General features: G+C 61.8%; 15 protein-coding genes and 1 pseudogene. 12 read left to right on the plus strand and 4 right to left on the minus strand.

All coding sequences use genetic code 11. The annotated features are described in order from the left end of the window. Positions 1-308: 308 nt before the first annotated feature. The 3 genes from ACZ9IL_RS10835 to aspS form a co-directional block, all read right to left on the minus strand. Positions 309-1,928, minus strand: coding sequence for a phosphoethanolamine transferase (locus ACZ9IL_RS10835; RefSeq protein WP_476003522.1), 1,620 nt, complete (start codon positions 1,926-1,928; stop codon positions 309-311). Between the two features lie 313 nt (positions 1,929-2,241). Then, complete coding sequence (locus ACZ9IL_RS10840) at positions 2,242-2,982, minus strand: YebC/PmpR family DNA-binding transcriptional regulator (RefSeq protein WP_476003523.1); 741 nt, start codon at positions 2,980-2,982, stop codon at positions 2,242-2,244. A 74-nt stretch (positions 2,983-3,056) separates the two neighbouring features. After that, entirely contained in the window at positions 3,057-4,847 is a 1,791-nt protein-coding gene (gene aspS, locus ACZ9IL_RS10845; protein WP_476003524.1) for an aspartate--tRNA ligase, read from the minus strand. Positions 4,848-5,289: 442 nt separating this feature from the next. Between aspS and ACZ9IL_RS10850 the strand changes: the two genes are divergently transcribed. From ACZ9IL_RS10850 to ACZ9IL_RS10885, 8 genes are all read left to right on the plus strand, one after another. Continuing rightward, entirely contained in the window at positions 5,290-6,138 is an 849-nt protein-coding gene (locus ACZ9IL_RS10850; RefSeq protein ID WP_476003525.1) for a DUF72 domain-containing protein, read from the plus strand. A 367-nt stretch (positions 6,139-6,505) separates the two neighbouring features. Next, on the plus strand, positions 6,506-7,249 hold the full coding sequence (gene cmoA, locus ACZ9IL_RS10855; protein WP_476003526.1) for a carboxy-S-adenosyl-L-methionine synthase CmoA: 744 nt from the start codon (positions 6,506-6,508) through the stop codon (positions 7,247-7,249). A gap of 3 nt (positions 7,250-7,252) precedes the next feature. Then, entirely contained in the window at positions 7,253-8,230 is a 978-nt protein-coding gene (gene cmoB, locus ACZ9IL_RS10860; RefSeq protein ID WP_476003527.1) for a tRNA 5-methoxyuridine(34)/uridine 5-oxyacetic acid(34) synthase CmoB, read from the plus strand. A gap of 52 nt (positions 8,231-8,282) precedes the next feature. Then, positions 8,283-9,071 carry an ATP-dependent zinc protease family protein gene (locus ACZ9IL_RS10865; RefSeq protein ID WP_476003528.1) on the plus strand — a complete coding sequence of 263 codons (789 nt, stop codon included), beginning with the start codon at positions 8,283-8,285 and terminating at the stop codon, positions 9,069-9,071. Between the two features lie 3 nt (positions 9,072-9,074). Then, complete coding sequence (locus ACZ9IL_RS10870) at positions 9,075-10,613, plus strand: inactive transglutaminase family protein (RefSeq protein ID WP_476003529.1); 1,539 nt, start codon at positions 9,075-9,077, stop codon at positions 10,611-10,613. Positions 10,614-10,616: 3 nt separating this feature from the next. Beyond that, entirely contained in the window at positions 10,617-11,582 is a 966-nt protein-coding gene (locus ACZ9IL_RS10875) for an alpha-L-glutamate ligase-like protein (RefSeq protein ID WP_476003530.1), read from the plus strand. 285 nt (positions 11,583-11,867) lie between these two features. Then, on the plus strand, positions 11,868-12,785 hold the full coding sequence (locus ACZ9IL_RS10880) for a hydrogen peroxide-inducible genes activator (protein ID WP_476003531.1): 918 nt from the start codon (positions 11,868-11,870) through the stop codon (positions 12,783-12,785). 111 nt (positions 12,786-12,896) lie between these two features. After that, the gene (locus tag ACZ9IL_RS10885) at positions 12,897-13,343 is read left to right on the plus strand and encodes a C40 family peptidase (RefSeq protein ID WP_476003532.1); all 447 of its coding nucleotides are present in this window, start codon (positions 12,897-12,899) and stop codon (positions 13,341-13,343) included. Between the two features lie 73 nt (positions 13,344-13,416). Here the strand turns inward: ACZ9IL_RS10885 and ACZ9IL_RS10890 are convergent, their stop codons facing one another. After that, positions 13,417-13,710, minus strand: a complete 294-nt coding sequence (locus ACZ9IL_RS10890) for a hypothetical protein (protein ID WP_476003533.1) — start codon at positions 13,708-13,710, stop codon at positions 13,417-13,419. Positions 13,711-13,920: 210 nt separating this feature from the next. On the opposite strand from ACZ9IL_RS10890, the pseudogene ACZ9IL_RS10895 reads away from it, so the two are divergent. The 4 genes and pseudogenes from ACZ9IL_RS10895 (at position 13,921) to ACZ9IL_RS10910 (ending at position 17,663) form a co-directional block, all read left to right on the plus strand. Continuing rightward, positions 13,921-15,353, plus strand: a pseudogene (locus ACZ9IL_RS10895) (coniferyl aldehyde dehydrogenase). A gap of 9 nt (positions 15,354-15,362) precedes the next feature. After that, on the plus strand, positions 15,363-15,941 hold the full coding sequence (locus ACZ9IL_RS10900) for a TetR/AcrR family transcriptional regulator (protein ID WP_476003534.1): 579 nt from the start codon (positions 15,363-15,365) through the stop codon (positions 15,939-15,941). After that, on the plus strand, positions 15,931-16,440 hold the full coding sequence (locus ACZ9IL_RS10905) for a hypothetical protein (protein WP_476003535.1): 510 nt from the start codon (positions 15,931-15,933) through the stop codon (positions 16,438-16,440). The genes ACZ9IL_RS10900 and ACZ9IL_RS10905 overlap by 11 nt, the downstream gene beginning before the upstream one ends. 17 nt (positions 16,441-16,457) lie before the next feature. Beyond that, positions 16,458-17,663, plus strand: a complete 1,206-nt coding sequence (locus ACZ9IL_RS10910) for an iron-containing alcohol dehydrogenase (RefSeq protein ID WP_476003536.1) — start codon at positions 16,458-16,460, stop codon at positions 17,661-17,663. Positions 17,664-17,741 lie beyond the last annotated feature (78 nt).

The following is a 17,741-nucleotide window of genomic DNA, read 5'->3' on the forward strand; positions in this document are numbered from 1 at the left end:
GCCTCGGCTGCCTTTTTGCTATTTCCCATCACAAAGTGGCTACCCAGTGTTGATTCCATGGCCAAATAATCTAACCAGGCACCGACCAACGTCCTCCCCGCTCGTCTCCCGGCAACACAACCACCGCCTCCAGCTTGCCGTCTATCTTATCGGGTCCATAGGCCCAAAGACCGCACGCTTATCAACCCAGTTCGACTGCTACATATCTGGCCTGCGAATCATCAGGGCGGAAAAGTCCCAGCGCCCTTCTGCCAATAAAAATGGCAGCCCATCGGCTGCCATTTTTATCTGTGGATATCGACTCAGACTCAGCCCCCGCGGCAGGGCTTGAACATATCCAGCGCGCCATCGTACACCTTGGTCTGTACATCCATGATACCGAGCATGGAGTGGAACAGGTTGTCGTGGGAGAAGCGCTTGCTGCCCGCCTCCTGGCGCAGACATTTCTGATCCAGCTGGCGATCGCTCTGCAACTGGGGCGAGAACCAGGTCAGCAGTGGCACCCGGGTCTGATCGTCCGGTGCGAACTTGTAGGGTGTGCCGTGCAGATAGAGCCCCATGGCGCCTAAGGATTCACCGTGATCCGACAAATAGACCAGCCCCACGTTGTACTGGCTCTCCAGGGTCTTAAGCTTGGCGATGAGCTGGGACAGCACCTTGTCGGTATAGCGAATGGTGTTGTCATAGGTATTGACCAGCTCCTCGTTGCTGCAGTTTTCGATGTCGCTGCGCGGGCAGTCCGGCAGGAAGAAGCGAGCGGCGGCCGGGTAGCGGCGATAGTAGGTCGGGCCATGGCTGCCCATCAGGTGGAAAGCGACCACCTTGTTACCGCTCTTCATGTCGCTGATCTGCTGATCCAGCCCCTGCAGCAATACCTCGTCATAGCAGGAGTCACCCTGGCAGTAGTCGGGGAACTGCTTGGGCTGGATCTCGATGGTGGGTACATTTTTGCACACCCCTTTGCAACCACCGTCATTTTCCTTCCACAGCACCGAGACACCGGCGTGCTGCAGCACATCCAGCAGACCATCTCGGGATTTGGCCACCGTTTCATCGTATTCATGGCGAGTCAGGTTGGAGAACATGCAGGGTACAGAGACCGCCGTGGCGGTGCCACAGGAACGCACATCCTTGAACGAGACCAGCCCCTGCTCCTTGCCGGTAAAGCCGTTGGTCTCCTTCTCGTAGCCGTTGAGGGAGTAGTTCTTGCTGCGCGCCGTCTCGCCGACCACCAGGAACATCAGGGTCGGTTTGTCGCTCTTGCTCACCACTCTGGCATCGGTACCGATCGGTTCGTAAGGGACGGGGGTGGCGAACAGCACGTCCCGGGCATAGCGATAGACGCCCCCGACATAGTTGGAAGGTACGATTTCCTTGAGCAGGCTGTGGTTGTTGCGCCCGACCGAGGCGTAATCCTGGTAATAGAGGGCGCCAACCCCGAACAGGAACAGCAAGGAGAGCGCGATGCCCCCGAGGCGCAGGCCGAGCCCCTTGAGCCAGGAGCTCGGGTATTCAATCTTGATGAGCAACAGGCAGAGCACCGGCAGCACTGCAGTCAGCAAGAACCAGAGCATGATCGAGAGATTGAGGTAGGAGGATGCCTCCCCGCGGTTGGTCTCGATGACGTTCTGTATCATGCCGGCGTCGAAGATGATGCCGTATTTCAGCATCGCATAGCTGACGATGGAACCCGTCATGATCAACAAGGCGAAGAATGGCTTGAGCAGATACTTGAAGGTGAACGGCAGAAAGACTGCGTTGAGCGCCGCCATCAGCACGAAGGGGATCGAGAGAGCAAAGCCCGCCTTGACGTGTTCAAGCTCAGTGAGAATACGGTAAAAGTGCAGGAAGATGGGCCAGTTGAAGACCAGTGCAAACAGCAGCACCAGCAACAGGTTGACCTTCATCACTCCCAGAGTGAGACGCATAGCAATACTCCGACAAGCCAGTAGATCTTGAGGCCCTGCATGGGGGCTCAGTTTTGGGCATCCCAGTCACCTGTCTCTCATCCCGAGCAAACGAAAGGTGATGGGCACAGCGGCCCGGATACAGGGTGAGCATAAGAAGGCAAACTTAAGCGGGAATTAAGAGATGACCAAAAAAGGGATAGATTGAATCCCAATGACACTTTCAAGACAAAAATAAGACATAAAAAAAACGGCAGCTCAGGGCTGCCGTTTGCATTCGCGTTTGCCAGTGGATGCTCAGTGCATCACGGCGATCGGCTCAGTGCCGCTGCAGTTAGAGGGTGGCCGCGACTTCGTCGGAGATGGAGCCGTTGTGATACACCTCTTGCACGTCGTCCAGATCCTCGAGCATGTCGATGAGACGCATCAGCTTGGGCGCAGTCTCGGCATCCAGCTCGGCTTCGGTGGAGGGGATCATGGTTACTTCGGCGTTCTCAGGCTTGAAGCCGGCGGCTTCCAGCGCATCCAGCACGGAACCGAAATCATTCGGGGTGGTGTACACCTCGATGGAGCCATCTTCTTCGGTGACCACGTCATCGGCACCGGCTTCCAATGCCGCGTCCATCAGAGCGTCTTCATCCACACCGACGAAGGTCAGCAGCCCCTTCTTGCTGAACAGGTAGGCCACGGAGCCGTCGGTGCCCAGGTTGCCGCCGCTCTTGCTGAAGGCGTGACGCACTTCGGCCACGGTACGGTTACGGTTGTCGGTCAGGCACTCCACCATCACGGCGGAACCAGCCGGGCCATAGCCTTCGTAGACGATGGTTTCGAGCTGCTCGCCATCGCCACCACCGGCGCCACGGGCGATGGCGCGATTGATGGTTTCGCGGGTCATGTTGCTGGTCAGGGCCGCCGTCACCGCCGCGCGCAGGCGCGGGTTGTTGGCAGGATCCGGATCGCCGATGCGGGCCGAGGTGGTGATTTCACGGATCAGCTTGGTGAAGATTTTACCGCGCTTGGCATCTTGTGCCGCCTTGCGGTGCTTGATGTTGGCCCATTTGCTGTGACCTGCCATAGAAACTCTCCGTTATACTTATAAATCAATCAGATAGTTCGAATTAAACGGGCCGCAAGTGCGGCCCATCTGGTTTATTCAGCGCCTTCGACATCCGCCTTGGCATCGGCCTTGGCGACGGTCGCGATGGCCAGCTCGGTCAGCTGGGCCTGGTTGGCAAAGCTCGGGGCGTCCGTCATCAGACAGGCGGCCGCGGTGGTTTTCGGGAAGGCAATCACGTCACGGATGTTGTCGGTGCCGGTCAGCAGCATGCTCAGACGATCCAGACCGAAGGCCAGGCCGGCGTGCGGCGGGGTACCGTATTTCAGCGCATCCAGCAGGAAGCCAAACTTCAGGCGCTGCTCGTCCGGGGTGATCCCCAGGATGTCGAACACGGTGGACTGCATCTCGCTGTTGTGGATACGGACCGAACCGCCCCCCACTTCGTAACCGTTGATCACCATGTCGTAGGCGTTGGCGTAGGCGCTCAGCGGGTTCACTTTCAGCTCGCTCGCGCTCAGATTGCTCGGTGCGGTGAAGGGGTGGTGCATGGCCGCCAGGCCGCCTTCGCTGTCTTCCTCGAACATGGGGAAGTCGATGACCCACAGCGGTTTCCAGCACTGCTCCACCAGACCCAGGTCACGACCCACCTTCAGACGCAGGGCGCCCATGGCGTCGCAGACCACCTTCTTGCTGTCGGCGCCGAAGAAGAGGATGTCGCCATCGGCCGCGCCGGTACGGGCCAGCATCTCGCGCACGATCTCGTCGTTCAGGAACTTGGCGACCGGAGACTGTACGCCCTCGAGGCCGTTGGCGGCGGTGTTGACCTTCATCCAGGCCAGCCCCTTGGCACCGTAGATGCCGACAAATTTGGTGTACTCGTCGATCTGCTTGCGAGACAGCTCGGCGCCGCCCGGCACTTTCAGGGCTGCCACACGGCCTTTGGGGTCATTGGCCGGGCCGGCGAACACGGCGAATTCGACCGCAGTCAGCAGGTCTGCCACGTCCACCAGCTCCATCGGCAGGCGCAAGTCAGGCTTGTCGGAGCCGAAGCGGCGCATGGCTTCGTCGAAGGTCATCACCGGGAAGTTGCCCAAGTCGACGGCCAGCACGTGTTGCCACAACTGGCGGATCATCTCTTCCATCAGCTCGCGCACCTGGGGTGCGGTCATGAAGGAGGTCTCCACGTCGATCTGGGTGAATTCAGGCTGACGGTCGGCGCGCAAGTCTTCATCACGGAAGCACTTGACGATCTGGTAGTAGCGATCGAAGCCGGACATCATCAGCAACTGCTTGAACAGCTGCGGGGACTGCGGCAGGGCGTAGAACTTGCCCTTGTGAACACGGCTCGGCACCAGGTAGTCACGGGCGCCTTCCGGGGTGGCCTTGGTCAGCATCGGGGTCTCGATGTCGAGGAAACCCTGCTCGTCCATGAAGCGGCGCACGAAGGCGCTGGCCTTGGCACGGGTCTTCAGGTACTTGGCCATCTCGGGACGGCGCAGGTCCAGGTAGCGATACTTGAGGCTGATCTCTTCGCTGTTGACCTGGTTGAAGTCGAGGGGCAACGGCTCGGCGCGGTTGATGATGGTCAACTCGTGGGCAAACACCTCGATGGCGCCGGTGGCCATGTCGTTGTTGCGCTGGGACTCGGGGCGCGAGCGGACCACGCCGGTCACCTGGATGCAGAACTCACCGCGCAGCTCAGAGGCCAGGGCGAAGGCATCCGGCTTGTCCGGATCGAAGAACACCTGCACGATCCCTTCCCGGTCACGCATGTCGATAAAGATCAGACCGCCCAAGTCACGACGACGATGGACCCAACCGCACAATGTAATGGTCTGCCCGGCATGGGCCTCATTGACCTGTCCGCAATAGATAGAGCGCATGGACTTCTTCCTTCGAAATTGTAGAGAGACGGTTTTGGGTCGCCGGGCACGACTGGCAAGCACCGCCTGTCTCACAGCTGGCCAGATCCTGCTTCTTACCCGGATTGAAATCAATCTCGTACCATCCGGCTCCTCTTGAGCCGAATACTTGCCGCCACTATGCCGCCCATGTTGGCTCGAGCTACGTGACCGATAAGGGGTCAAGGAGTCGGAGCGAGGACATCGGCAAGCATCGTTGTTTAGCCAGTTCATGGCTGCCATCGTCGCCACCATAGGCGCACGACCGCATGAGTCACAACAAATTGGCAAACAAAAGGGTTGGCATTATAGAGGAAAACCCCTATTTGGGTAAAATAGCCCGCAGCCTCCTTTGCCCTGTTTTTTCTTGTCCTGGCGCAAAAAAGCAGAGCAAAACACGATCAACCCGCAGACAGGAGTCGCGATGAGCCTCTATTTGGGTCTGCCGCAGTGGTCGCACCCGGCCTGGCCCGGTCAACTTCTGGGCGTGGGAGCCAAGCCCGCCGAACACCTCGCCCACTATGCCCGGGTGTTCAATACGGTGGAAGGCAACACCACCTTCTACGCCTCGCCAACCCCGGACACGGTCAGACGCTGGGCCGATGCGGTACCCGACACCTTTCGCTTCAGTTTCAAGTTTCCGCAAACCATCAGCCACCAGAGTGACTTGGTCAGCGTCGACAAGCTGATCAGCAACTTCATCCACCTGCTCGGCCCGCTACACCCCAAGCTGGGGCTGCTCAAGTTGCAGTTGCCCGCCCGCTTCGGCCCCGCCGGCCTGCCGCGGCTTGCCGCCTTCTTCGAGCGCCTGCCAAAGGAGTTCACCTATGCCCTCGAGGTGCGTCACCCCGATTTCTTCGCCAAGGGCGAGGCGGAGCGCGCCCTCAATCGGCTGCTGATGGCCCGCGGCATCAACCGCATCATGCTCGACAGCCGGCCGCTGTTCTCGGTGCCTGCCGCCACGGCCGCCATGATCGACGCCCAAGGCAAGAAGCCCAGGCTGCCGGTGCACCTGCTCGCCACGGCGCAAGCTCCGGTGGTGCGGCTGATCGGCTTGCCGGATCCGGCCGCCAATCATCCCTTCCTGCCCCCCTGGCTGCCTCGCTGGCAACAGTGGCTGGCCGAGGGCAAGGATCTCTACCTCTTCATCCACACCGCCGACAATGCCCAGGCACCGGAGCTGGCCCGCCAGATAAGCCGTCTGCTCGGCCAGCAAATGGCCCCCTGGCCGGGGGAAAACGATCGCGCGCGCCAGGGCTCGCTGGGCTTTTAACCCGGACCGAAAAGCGCGGCTGTATTTTTAGTAGCCAGCCATTTTAACGGCCCCCGGCCGGGTATAAAAAAAGCCGTTTTTTGTGGCTCGGGCGGGGTTGGCGTCAAGACAAACGCCAGTCAATCCACTACACTAGCGCCCCATGTGAGAGCCCGGTCGTTAATTCGTTGCGATAGATTGCAACCGATAACCCGGCTCCGGATAAGGGCCAGGACGATGGCCCGTTTCGAACGGGACAGGCTCGAAGGATCTCAAGGCCCGCCATCCCGTTTGCAAACCGGTGACGACGCCATGTCGATGGGCGTCCAGCCAAGATTCCATTGAACAAAACAACCGGTTCGCGCACCGGTTGTCAGGTTGTGTCAGCATGCATATCAAAGACCAGATTTTTGCCGCCCCGATCGCCCGCCTGGGGGATTTTTGTTTTGACGAACAGGTCGTCGATGTGTTCCCCGACATGATCCAGCGATCCGTGCCGGGCTACAGCAACATCATCTCCGCCATCGGCATGATGGCTGCCCGCTACGCCCAACCAGGCAGCCGTCTCTATGACCTCGGCTGTTCGCTGGGTGCCGCCACCCAGGCCATGCGCCGTCACGTGGCGCAGCCGGGCTGCCAGATCACTGCGGTCGACCTGTCCCATCCCATGATCGAACGCGCTCGCGCGCATCTGTCGGGTTTCAAGTCCGAGGTGCCGGTCGAGCTCATCGAGGCGGACATCTGCGACATCGCCATCGAGAACGCCTCTGTGGTGGTGCTCAACTTCACCCTGCAATTCGTCGATCCCGACAAGCGAGCCGCCCTCATCCAACGCATCTTTGATGGCCTGCGCCCCGGCGGCATCCTGATCCTGAGCGAGAAGTTCCGCTTCGAGGATGCCCAAGTCAACGAGCTGCTCATCGATCTGCATCTGGACTTCAAGCGTGCCAACGGTTACAGCGAGCTGGAAATCAGCCAGAAGCGCAACGCGCTGGAAAACGTGATGCGCACCGACACCCTGGCCGTGCACCAGGCGCGCCTGCGCAAGGCGGGCTTCGCCCACCAAGATCTCTGGTTCCAGTGCTTCAACTTCGGCTCCATGATTGCCATCAAAGCCAGCGACGCCCAATAAGCCATGATCGACTTCGCCAATTTTTACCAACTGATCGCCAAGAACCGCTTGAGCCACTGGCTGCATACCCTGCCCGCCCAGTTGCACGCCTGGCAACATGACAACCTGCACGGGGATCTGCCGCGCTGGAACCGTGCCCTCAACAAGCTGCCGGGCATTGCTCCCGGCCATGTCGAGCTAGTCGAGCGGGTCGAGATCGGCAGCGCCGACAGCCTGGGCGAGGGGGAGCGCAAGAAGACCGAGAGCCTGCTGCGCCAGTTCATGCCCTGGCGCAAGGGCCCCTTCCACGTGCACGGCATCCACATCGACACAGAGTGGCGCTCCGACTGGAAGTGGGATCGGGTGCTGCCCCACATCAGTCCGCTGGCCGGTCGTTATGTGCTGGACGTCGGCTGTGGCAGCGGCTACCACCTGTGGCGCATGGTCGGCGCCGGCGCAAAACTCGCGGTCGGCATCGATCCCAGCCCGCTGTTCCTCTGCCAGTTCGAGGCCATTCGCCACTTTGCCGGCAATGACCAACGGGCCCACCTGCTGCCGCTCGGCATTCAGGAACTGCCCGAACTGCGCGCCTTTGACACCGTCTTCTCCATGGGGGTGCTCTATCATCGCAAGTCTCCCATCGAGCACATCGAGCAGCTGCGCAACCAGTTGAAAGACGATGGCGAGCTGGTGCTCGAAACGCTGGTGGTCGACGGCGGCGTCAATGAGGTGCTGGTGCCCACCGACCGTTACGGCAAGATGCGCAACGTCTGGTTCATCCCCTCGAGCGCGGCGCTCAAACTCTGGGTCGAGCGCTGTGGCTTCAAGGACGTGCGGATAGTGGACGAGAATATGACCAGCACCGACGAACAGCGTCGTACCGACTGGATGATTAATGAATCCCTGAGTGACTACCTGGATCCCGCCGATCCGGCACTCACGGTCGAAGGATACCCGGCACCCAAACGTGCCGTACTGATCGCCAGGAAGGCCAAAGACTAGCCGATGGCGGCTGTGGAAGTTACACTGACCCAATTCCAGGAAGCACAGTTAAATGAATGACATGAAAAGCAAATTAAAAGGAATGACCCTGCTCTCCCTGCTCAGTCTCGGCGGGTGTGTCAGTATGGAGAAAGCGCCCCCGGCCCCGACCCTGACGCTGGCCGAACTTCGCAACGAGATCACCCTGAGCGAACAACGCCTGCAAACATCCATGGAACAGCAACAGAAGCAGTATGTGCAGCAACAGCACCTGCTGGTTCAGCTCAACACCGATGTCAACAACATGAAAGAGTCCGTGAAGAAAGTCGACAGCAAGCTGGCCACCCTGCAACCAGAGCCACCCAAGCCCATGGTCATCCCGACCGAGAAGTGCCAGGCGCCGAGCCAGGGCCACACCGTCGATGGCAAGCTGCTGGTGGGTGAAGCGGAGTGGATCTGGGTCGATGCCGCCAACGACGCCTTCCAGGCGCGGGTCGATACCGGCGCCACCACCTCCTCCATCAGCGCCCAGGAGATCACCATCTTCGAGCGCAACGGCAAGAACTGGGTGCGCTTCTTCCTGAGCCATCAGGAGATGGACGACAAGATCCAGATCGAAGCCCCGCTGGTGCGTCACGTGCGCGTGCGCCAGGCCTCCGCCGACGATCTCGACCGTCGTCCCGTGGTGCGCCTGACGGTGCGTATCGGCGACATGACCGAGAAAGCCGAATTTACCCTGAAGGATCGCAGCGACATGACCTTCCCGGTGCTGCTGGGCCGTGAATTCCTCAAAGACATCGCCGTGGTCGATGTGGCCCGCGAATATATCCAACCAAAACCCAAGCTCAAGGATGTAAAATAATCCATGGTTTCCCGTAAGCCGTTCTATCTGCTGGTCGCCCTGCTGTACATTGTCGGCCTGGGAATGACGTTTTATCACCATGTCGCGCTGGACGTGCCGTTGACGCCAGGCGAGAAACGTCAGATCTGGTCTATCGAAGCCAAGCTGGAGTTCGAGGCGACCGGCGAACCCGTCATCGCCTCCCTCGCCATTCCGGGCACCCAGCCCGGGTTCACCCTGATGAACGAGAACGCCGCCAGCCCCGGCTACGGCCTGTCGTTTGTCGAGAAGGACGGGGATGCCCGCGCCGAGTGGTCCATCCGCAGCGCCACCGGTCGCCAGGAGCTCTACTACCGGGTCGACATGATGGCCGATGCCCATGCCAAACCGGCCGCCAATCCCCAGCCGCCCGCCATCGAGAAGCAGATCGAGAGTGAGCCCTACGCCACCGCGATGAAGCAGATCCTGGAGCGCGCCCAGGAGCGTTCCGCCGACGGCTACACCCTGACCCGCGAGATCATCAAGGAGATCGAGAAGCAGGAGCAGAACGCCGAGCTGCTCAAATCTCACAAGAGCCGCGCCAACCTGATTGCCGAGCTGCTCAACAACGCCGACGTACCGGCCCGGGTGGTGCACTCCCTCAGCCTGGAAGACGGTCGCCGTCGCCAGGAGCTGGTGGACTATCTGCAGGTGTTCAACAGCCCGACCGACTACAAGCTGTTCAACCCCCAGACCGGCGAGCAGGGCCAACCGGCCAACCTGCTGCTGTGGGAATACAACTCCGGTGCCCTGCTGGACGTCACCGGTGGCCACAACTCCCGGGTGACCTTCTCGATGATCGAGCAGGAACAGCCGGTCAACGTGGCGCTGGCGCAGAAGTTCGAAAAATCCGAGATGATGAACTTCTCCATTCACAGCCTGCCGCTGGAAGAGCAGGCCCTGTTCAAGGGTCTGTTGCTGATCCCCATCGGCGTGCTGATGGTGGTGTTCCTGCGGGTGCTGGTGGGGATCAAGACCTCCGGTACCTTCATGCCGGTGCTGATCGCGGTCGCCTTCATCCAGACCTCCCTCGTCACCGGTCTCATCGGCTTCCTGCTGATCGTCGGCACCGGCCTCATCATTCGCTCCTACCTGTCGCGACTCAACCTGCTATTGGTCGCCCGAATATCGGCGATCATCATCATGGTGATCTCGATGATCGGCATCTTCTCCGCGTTTGCCTTCAAGCTGGGGCTGACCGACGGCATGAAGATCACCTTCTTCCCGATGATCATCCTCTCCTGGACCATAGAGCGGATGTCGATCCTGTGGGAAGAAGAGGGTCCCAAAGAGGTGGTGCGCCAGGGCGGCGGCTCCCTGCTGGTGGCGGTGATCGCCTACCTGGCCATGGATAACGAGCTTATTCGTCATCTGACCTTCAACTTCCTCGGCCTGCAGCTGGTGCTGATGGCGACCGTGTTGCTGATGGGTAACTACACCGGCTACAAACTGAGCGAACTGAAGCGTTTCAAGCCGCTGGTGGACGAGATGAAGTCTGGCGCCACCCCGGGTAAGGACAAGTAACAGATGTGGTTCTGGCAGAAATACACCAGTCCGTGGAGCCTGTCCCAGGCAGGCATCCTCGGCATGAACAAGCGCAACCACTCCTACATCAGCCGCTATAACCCGCGCAGCCTCTACCCGCTGGTGGATGACAAGCTGCAGACCAAGCGCATCGCGCTGGATGCAGGGGTCACGGTGCCGGAACTGATCGGCACCATCCGCGAGCAACACGACGTGACTCGGATCACGACACTGGTCAAGGATTGGCCCGGCTTCTGCATCAAGCCGGCCCGCGGCTCCGGCGGCAAGGGGATCCTGGTGATCCTGCGCCAGCAAGACGGTCTGTTCTACAAACCGAACGGCAGCGCCAGCAACGGTCAGGATCTGGAGCGCCATGTCTCCAACATCCTGGCGGGGCTCTACTCGCTTGGCGGCAAGCCCGACGTGGCGCTGGTGGAAGGCCTCATCAACTTCGATGATGTGTTCGACGGCTACTCGTTCGAAGGGGTGCCAGATGCCCGGGTGATCATCTTCAAGGGCTTCCCGGTGATGGCCATGATGCGGCTCTCCACCGCGGCCTCCGACGGCAAGGCGAACCTGCACCAGGGTGCCGTGGGGGTGGGTCTGTGCCTGCGCACCGGCCGTGCACTGCGGGCGGTGCAGTTTGGCAACCCGCTGCGCCACCACCCGGACACCGGCCTCGATCTCTACGACCTCAAGGTGCCCCACTGGGACACCCTGCTGACCCTGGCGGCCTCCTGCTACGAGATGTCAGGGCTTGGCTACATCGGTACCGACATGGTGCTCGACAAGTTCCGCGGCCCCATGCTGCTGGAGCTCAACGCCCGTCCCGGTCTCGCCATCCAGATCGCCAACGGTCGCGGTCTGGTGCCGAACCTCAAGACCATCGAGAAGCTCGGCCAGGTCAAGATGAACGTGGAGCAGCGGGTCAACTTCGCCAAGGATCATTTCGGCATCTTTGACGACTAGGTACCTTGCCTCATCGCACAGCAAAAACGCGCCCAGGCGCGTTTTTTTATGCTCCCTTCCCCACCATCCGGGCTCGTCAGCGGACTAGATGAAGGGAACCGGCGGCCGTGACAGGGGCGCCGGCCATGGAACATGTGGCTCGCCCCCCTTTATCTGTCCATTAAATGACCGCGATCACGTTGCAAGAGGTCCGCCCCCAGGCGAGGCACCTAATGTCGGCGACAAACCGAACACGCGATGGTAGATTAATTAAATCAAATAGATAGCATTGATTGGATCCCGCATATGCAACGTTGGCCCAGCCTGAAACAGCTGCAATATCTGGTCGCTCTCGATGAGCACAAGAACTTCAATCGCGCCGCCAAGGCCTGCCATGTCAGCCAGTCCACCCTGAGTACCGGGATCCAGACCCTGGAAGACATGATGAATCTGCAACTGGTGGAGCGCGATCACAAGAGTTTCATCATGACGCCGGTCGGCATGGAGATCGTCGCGCGGGCACGCAACCTGCTGTCCGACGCCCGGGATCTGATGGAGCTCGGCCAGCAGCAGGGCGGCGTCATGCACGGCACAGTCCGGCTCGGTTGCATCCCCACCATAGCCCCCTTCCTGCTCAGCAAGCTGCTGCAGGTGTGCGGCAAGGAATATCCCGAGCTGGAGCTGCTGCTGCGGGAAGATACCACCACCAACCTGCTCAAGCAGCTGGAGCAGGGGCAGCTCGATCTGCTGATCCTGGCGTTGCCGGTGGAGATTGGCGGTTTTCACAGCAAGATGGTGGGCATAGATCCCTTCCACATGGTGATGCCGTCCCACATGGCGGCGGGTCTGCACATGCCGTTTGATTACAAGGAGCTGCCCAATCAAAGCATCTTCCTGCTGGAGCGGGAGCACTGCCTGACCGAGCATGCGGTGAGCGCCTGCCGACTGCGAGACAAGAGCAAGATCAACCCGTTCGCCGCCACCAGTCTGCACACCCTGGTGCAGATGGTGGGCGCCGGGCTCGGTACCACCTTCCTGCCGCAGATGGCCATCGACGCCGGCATCCTCGACAACTCGGATCTGGTGGCCATCCCTCTGCCGGGAGAGAAGCCCTATCGCGAGATTGGTCTGGTGTGGCGTCCCAGCACGACCAGGGTGCAGACCTTCTACAAGCTCGCCGAGTTGCTCACACCGCTGATAGAGCCCAAGCGGCCGGCTGAATAGCCGGTGGCTGGCAGCACCTTTCTGCGCCAGGCGGCAATTATGTTATTGGCATTCAGGTTCCAAGCAGCAACACTGGCTATGATGGGTTGCGTGTCCTATCAAGGAGTTCCGATGTTTCGCACCTTGCTACCACCCCTGCTGGCCCTGCTTATCACCGCCTGCTCCAGCACGCCAGAACCACAGCCCCCCCGTCAGAGCGGGGCCTTTGACGGTTTCTACCAACAGTGGCGTGGCGTTCCCTATCGCATGGGGGGCGAGGATAGGGCCGGTCTCGACTGCTCCGCCTTCACCCAGCTCGCCTATAGCCAGGTGCTGGGATTCAACCTGCCCAGAACCACGGAATCCCAGGCCAGCCTGGGCAGGCCGGTGGATCGTTACCGCCTGCAATACGGCGATCTGGTGTTCTTCAAGACCGGCTGGCAGCAGTATCACGTCGGCATCTACACCGGGGCGGGGGAGTTTATCCACACGTCCACCAGCAAGGGGGTGATCCGCTCCCGGCTCGACAACGTCTACTGGAACAGCCGCTACTGGCAGGCCAGACGCCTGACACAATAGCCACAACTCGAAAACGAAATCTTGATGACGAAAAAGGCCCCGGCGGGCCTTTTGCTATTGGAAGGTCGACAGCTCAATGCTTGCGGTGCCAGCGCGGTGAGACCGCCCGCTCGCCCCAGGGGGTCATGCAGGGCAACAGGGCCCCTTCGATCACTCCGTCGCTGCTGGCCAACGCCTCGGCAATCTTCTGATGCAGCAGCCGCAGCAGGTTCTTCTCCTGCTCGGCCAAGGAGTAGCCCGCGGCGAAATATTCGCGCTGATGTCGCGATGCCAGCTTCTGAGCGAACTCGTAGGTGTTGAAGCACTCCGGCATCCGCTCGATCACATCGTCCAGCCGGGCCAACAGGCTGTGCAGTTCCCTGGTCATATGCTGCTCTCCATGTAGTTGATAACCAACAACTACCTCTTATTGGATAATTCACCAATCAAAATCCCCTGAAACTGCGGCACCGAGCACAGTTTCCAAGGCCCACGACCAGACCCATACCTTGGCCCAGAGATGGTATTTACAATGTGGCAACCAAGCGTTAGAGTCAGACCGACTAATCAGTCGGCCACTTTTCGAGCGAAACATGCCATGGAAGCGATACGAATGCAGTCCTCAACCGACAAGTTCTCCCTGCCCGGGCAGTTGCTCCGCCTCAAGCAGGCCTGTGGCGCCCATCCCATGCCGAGCCTGGATGCCCGTCGGACCCGGCTGCGGCACCTCAAGCGCGCCCTGCTCGCCCACCGGCAGCCGCTGTGCGACGCCCTGGCCCGGGACTACGGCCAGCGCAGCGACTACGACTCCTTGATCGCCGATATCCTGCCCTGCGTCATGCAGATCAACTACAGCATCAAACGGCTAGGGCGCTGGATGAAGCCCCAGCGCCGCCACGCCGGGCTGCTGCTGGCACCGGCCAGGGTCGAGGTGCATTACCAGCCCCTCGGGGTGGTCGGCATCATGGTGCCCTGGAACTTCCCGGTGATGCTGAGCCTCGGTCCCCTCATCAGCGCCATCGCCGCCGGCAACAGGGCCATGCTCAAACTCTCCGAGTTCACCCCCCACACCAATGCCGTGCTGCGCACCCTGCTGGCTCAGGCTTTCGCCGAGGACGAGGTGGTCGTCATCGAGGGGGATGCCGGGCTGGCGGCCGCCTTCAGCGCCCTCCCTTTCGATCATCTGCTGTTCACCGGCGGGACCGCGGTGGGCAAGCTGGTGATGGCGGCGGCCGCCCCCCAGCTCACCCCGCTCACCCTGGAGCTAGGCGGCAAGAGCCCCTGTCTCTCATCGCCCCCGACATGCCCATGACCCTGGCGGTGGAGCGGATGATCTTCGGCAAGAGTCTCAACGCTGGCCAGATCTGCGTGGCCCCCGACTATGTGCTGCTGCCCAGAGGACAAGAGCCGGCCTTTATCGAGGCTTACCGCAACCACTTCGCCCGCCTCTATCCCAAGGGACTGGCGAGCCCGGACTACGGCTCCATCATCAACGCGCAGCAATATGCCCGGCTCGTCGACTGGCTGGCCGAGGCCGAGCGGGCGGGGGCAGAGCTGCACCCTTGCGCCTCCCCGGCCCGGGATGACGCCAACCAACGGCTGGCCCCGCACCTGCTGACCGAGGTGCCCGGCCACTGCCAGCTGATGCAGCAGGAGATCTTCGGCCCCCTGCTGCCGCTCGTCCCCTACGACAGCATCGACGAGGCCCTCGCCTACATAGCGGCGCGCCCCCGCCCCCTGGCCCTCTACCTGATGAGCCTGGATCCTGCGCTGCAAGAGAGGGTCACTCGCGAGACGCACGCCGGTGGCATGGCCATCAACGAGAGCCTGTTCCAGGTGGCGGCAGATGATGCCCCCTTCGGCGGCATCGGTCCCTCCGGCATGGGCCACTACCACGGTCACGAGGGCTTCCTCACCTTCTCCAAGGCCAAGACGGTGTTGCGCCGTGGCAAGTTCAGCACGGGCAGGCTTATCCATCCCCCCTATCGGCGCTGGTATCAGCGGCTGATGATGACCCTGTTTCTGCGCTAGGAGAGCCCCATGACCGACAAGCGCCGACAGATCCTGGATGCCGCCCTCACCCTGTGCGCCGAAGATGGCCTGCAGGGTGCCGCCACCGCCCGTATCGCCAAGGCAGCTGGGGTGGCGAACGGCACCCTGTTCCACCACTTCCCAAGCAAGGAGCTGCTTATCCAGCAGATCTATCAGGACGTCAAGTTGCGCCTCGGCGCCGCCATCAGCGAGGCGGATCCCGACCTGCCGCTCAAGGAGCAAGCTCGCCACTACTGGCACCAGGCGATGGGCTGGATGCAGGCCAACCCCAATGAGCTCAAGTTCGTGCTGGGGTTCTTTCACTCCCCGCTGCTGGCCAGATCCCTGCGCAGCCAGATCCTGATGGACACCCTGCGCTTTCTGCCGGTGCTGCTGGCGCAGGGACAGGCCAGCGGCGAGCTGATGCAGGCGCCCGAAGCCCTGATACTGGAGGTATGCCAGAGCCAGTTTCTGGCCTGCGCCTCGCTGTTTGTCGACACCCCGGAGCACGGGCAGGACCCCCACTGGCAAGCCTATGCCTTCGCCCTGTTCTGGTCTGCCATTGCGGGGGCCCGGGATGACGCTTGATGCCCTGCTCGCTGCCGGTCGCCGTGGCTGGATAGCCGCCCTGCTGTGGGTCATTGGCCGCACCCTGTGCCGCGCCGCCCGGGTCGATGAGGCGGTGCGCCGTGAACTCGGCTCCTTGCCCGACGGGCTCCTCATCCGGCTCGAGGTGGTCGGCCTGCCCTCAGGGCTGCTCATCCACAAGGCCGCCGACCGCTGGCGCTGCGGCACGCCTCGCCAGGGTCATGGCAAGGTGCAGCCATTGCGGGTGTGCTTCAAACATCCGGCCATCGCCTTTCGGGTGCTGAGCTTTCGGCTTGGCATCAATCAGGCGTTCTGCGAGAACCGGCTGCTGGTGGAGGGGGATCTGGTGGTCGCCATGCAGCTGGTGCGCGCATTGGAGCAGTTGCAGGCCCTGATCCTGCCCGCCTTCATGGTGCGGCCATTGCTGCGCCACTACCCCAATCCGTCCCACAAGCTGAGCCGCGCCGGCCGCATCTACCTGGGTCTGCTGACCGGTTGAACACGAGGATGAACAAGATGAGTCGCTATTACGATTTCTGTTGCCCGGTCAAGCTGATGGCGGGAGAGCAGGCACTGGAACAGCTGGCCGGCGAATTGCGGGCGCTGGGGGCCACTCGCCCGCTGCTGCTTACCGACAAAGGGGTTGCCGACAGCGGGCTCGCCACCCTGTTGACCCGACTGCTGGCCGAGGGCGGGCTGCCGATTGCCGCCAGCTGGGACGAGATCCCGGCGGATTCCTCCACCGCAGTGGTGGAGCAGATCGCCGCCCACTATCGGGCGCAGCAGTGTGACAGCCTGGTGGCCCTCGGTGGTGGCTCCGTCATCGACACCGCCAAGGCGGTCAATATCCTCGCCACCCTCTCGCCTCGCGATGGGAAAAAGGGTGGGGACCGGCTGCTGGATTATGCCGGGGCTGACACCCTGACCCGACCGCTCAAGCCGCTGGCGGTGGTGCCGACCACGGCGGGCACGGGCTCCGAGGTCACCCAGGTGGCGGTGATAAGAGACGAAGCAAGTGGGCGCAAGGTGCCCTTCACCTCCCCCTTCCTGCTGCCCCGGCTGGCAGTGCTGGACTCGCGCCTCACCCGGGGACTGCCGCTCAATATCACCGCCGCCACCGCCATGGATGCCATGACCCATGCCATCGAGGCCTTCATCGGCAACGCCAGGAATCCGGTCAGCGACGCCCTGGCCCTGGCGGCGGTGGAGAAAATAGCAGACGCCCTGCCCCTGGTGTTGCAACGGCCGGAAGATAGCCGGCTGCGGCTGCAACTGGCGGAAGGATCCACCCTGGCGGGCATGGCCTTCTCCAACTCCATGGTGGGGCTGGTGCACGCCCTCGGTCACAGCCTGGGGGCCCGCTGCCACCTGCCCCACGGCCTGTGCATGAATCTGTTCCTGCCCACGGTGCTCGATTACAACAGGCCCGAGATCGATGAGGAGCTCGCCCGCCTGCTGCTGCCGCTGGTCGGCACCGAGCGCTTCGCCGCCACCCCGGCCGCCCTGCGTCCCCAGGCCACTCTCGATGCATTGTGTGCTCTGCGCGATACCCTGTGGAAGGCGGTGCGACTGCCGCGCACCCTGGCGGAGGCGGGGGTAACCGACAGGGCCGTGCTCAACGATATCCGGGATCTCGCCATCAACGACGGAGCCCTGCTCTACAACCGCAAGGATGCCGACAGGGATCAGTTATTGGCGCTGCTGGAGCAGGTGTGGGAATGACGAGCCGATCGGCTTATTGAGCTGGGTGAGACAGCGGGCCATGCCGGCGTGGCGCCAAGCACAGCCCTCGAGGATGGC

Source organism: Aeromonas sp. TECH754, assembly GCF_056279295.1.

What these genes read in the sequence shown, in the direction of transcription:
- ACZ9IL_RS10875 (WP_476003530.1), top strand. Translation starts at nt 10,617, where the DNA reads ATGTGGTTCTGGCAGAAATACACCAGTCCGTGGAGCCTGTCCCAGGCA.
- ACZ9IL_RS10885 (WP_476003532.1), top strand. Translation starts at nt 12,897, where the DNA reads ATGTTTCGCACCTTGCTACCACCCCTGCTGGCCCTGCTTATCACCGCC.
- ACZ9IL_RS10880 (WP_476003531.1), top strand. Translation starts at nt 11,868, where the DNA reads ATGCAACGTTGGCCCAGCCTGAAACAGCTGCAATATCTGGTCGCTCTC.
- aspS (WP_476003524.1), bottom strand. Translation starts at nt 4,847, where the DNA reads ATGCGCTCTATCTATTGCGGACAGGTCAATGAGGCCCATGCCGGGCAG.
- ACZ9IL_RS10905 (WP_476003535.1), top strand. Translation starts at nt 15,931, where the DNA reads ATGACGCTTGATGCCCTGCTCGCTGCCGGTCGCCGTGGCTGGATAGCC.
- ACZ9IL_RS10890 (WP_476003533.1), bottom strand. Translation starts at nt 13,710, where the DNA reads ATGACCAGGGAACTGCACAGCCTGTTGGCCCGGCTGGACGATGTGATC.
- ACZ9IL_RS10865 (WP_476003528.1), top strand. Translation starts at nt 8,283, where the DNA reads ATGAATGACATGAAAAGCAAATTAAAAGGAATGACCCTGCTCTCCCTG.
- ACZ9IL_RS10910 (WP_476003536.1), top strand. Translation starts at nt 16,458, where the DNA reads ATGAGTCGCTATTACGATTTCTGTTGCCCGGTCAAGCTGATGGCGGGA.
- ACZ9IL_RS10840 (WP_476003523.1), bottom strand. Translation starts at nt 2,982, where the DNA reads ATGGCAGGTCACAGCAAATGGGCCAACATCAAGCACCGCAAGGCGGCA.
- cmoA (WP_476003526.1), top strand. Translation starts at nt 6,506, where the DNA reads ATGCATATCAAAGACCAGATTTTTGCCGCCCCGATCGCCCGCCTGGGG.
- cmoB (WP_476003527.1), top strand. Translation starts at nt 7,253, where the DNA reads ATGATCGACTTCGCCAATTTTTACCAACTGATCGCCAAGAACCGCTTG.
- ACZ9IL_RS10900 (WP_476003534.1), top strand. Translation starts at nt 15,363, where the DNA reads ATGACCGACAAGCGCCGACAGATCCTGGATGCCGCCCTCACCCTGTGC.
- ACZ9IL_RS10870 (WP_476003529.1), top strand. Translation starts at nt 9,075, where the DNA reads ATGGTTTCCCGTAAGCCGTTCTATCTGCTGGTCGCCCTGCTGTACATT.
- ACZ9IL_RS10850 (WP_476003525.1), top strand. Translation starts at nt 5,290, where the DNA reads ATGAGCCTCTATTTGGGTCTGCCGCAGTGGTCGCACCCGGCCTGGCCC.
- ACZ9IL_RS10835 (WP_476003522.1), bottom strand. Translation starts at nt 1,928, where the DNA reads ATGCGTCTCACTCTGGGAGTGATGAAGGTCAACCTGTTGCTGGTGCTG.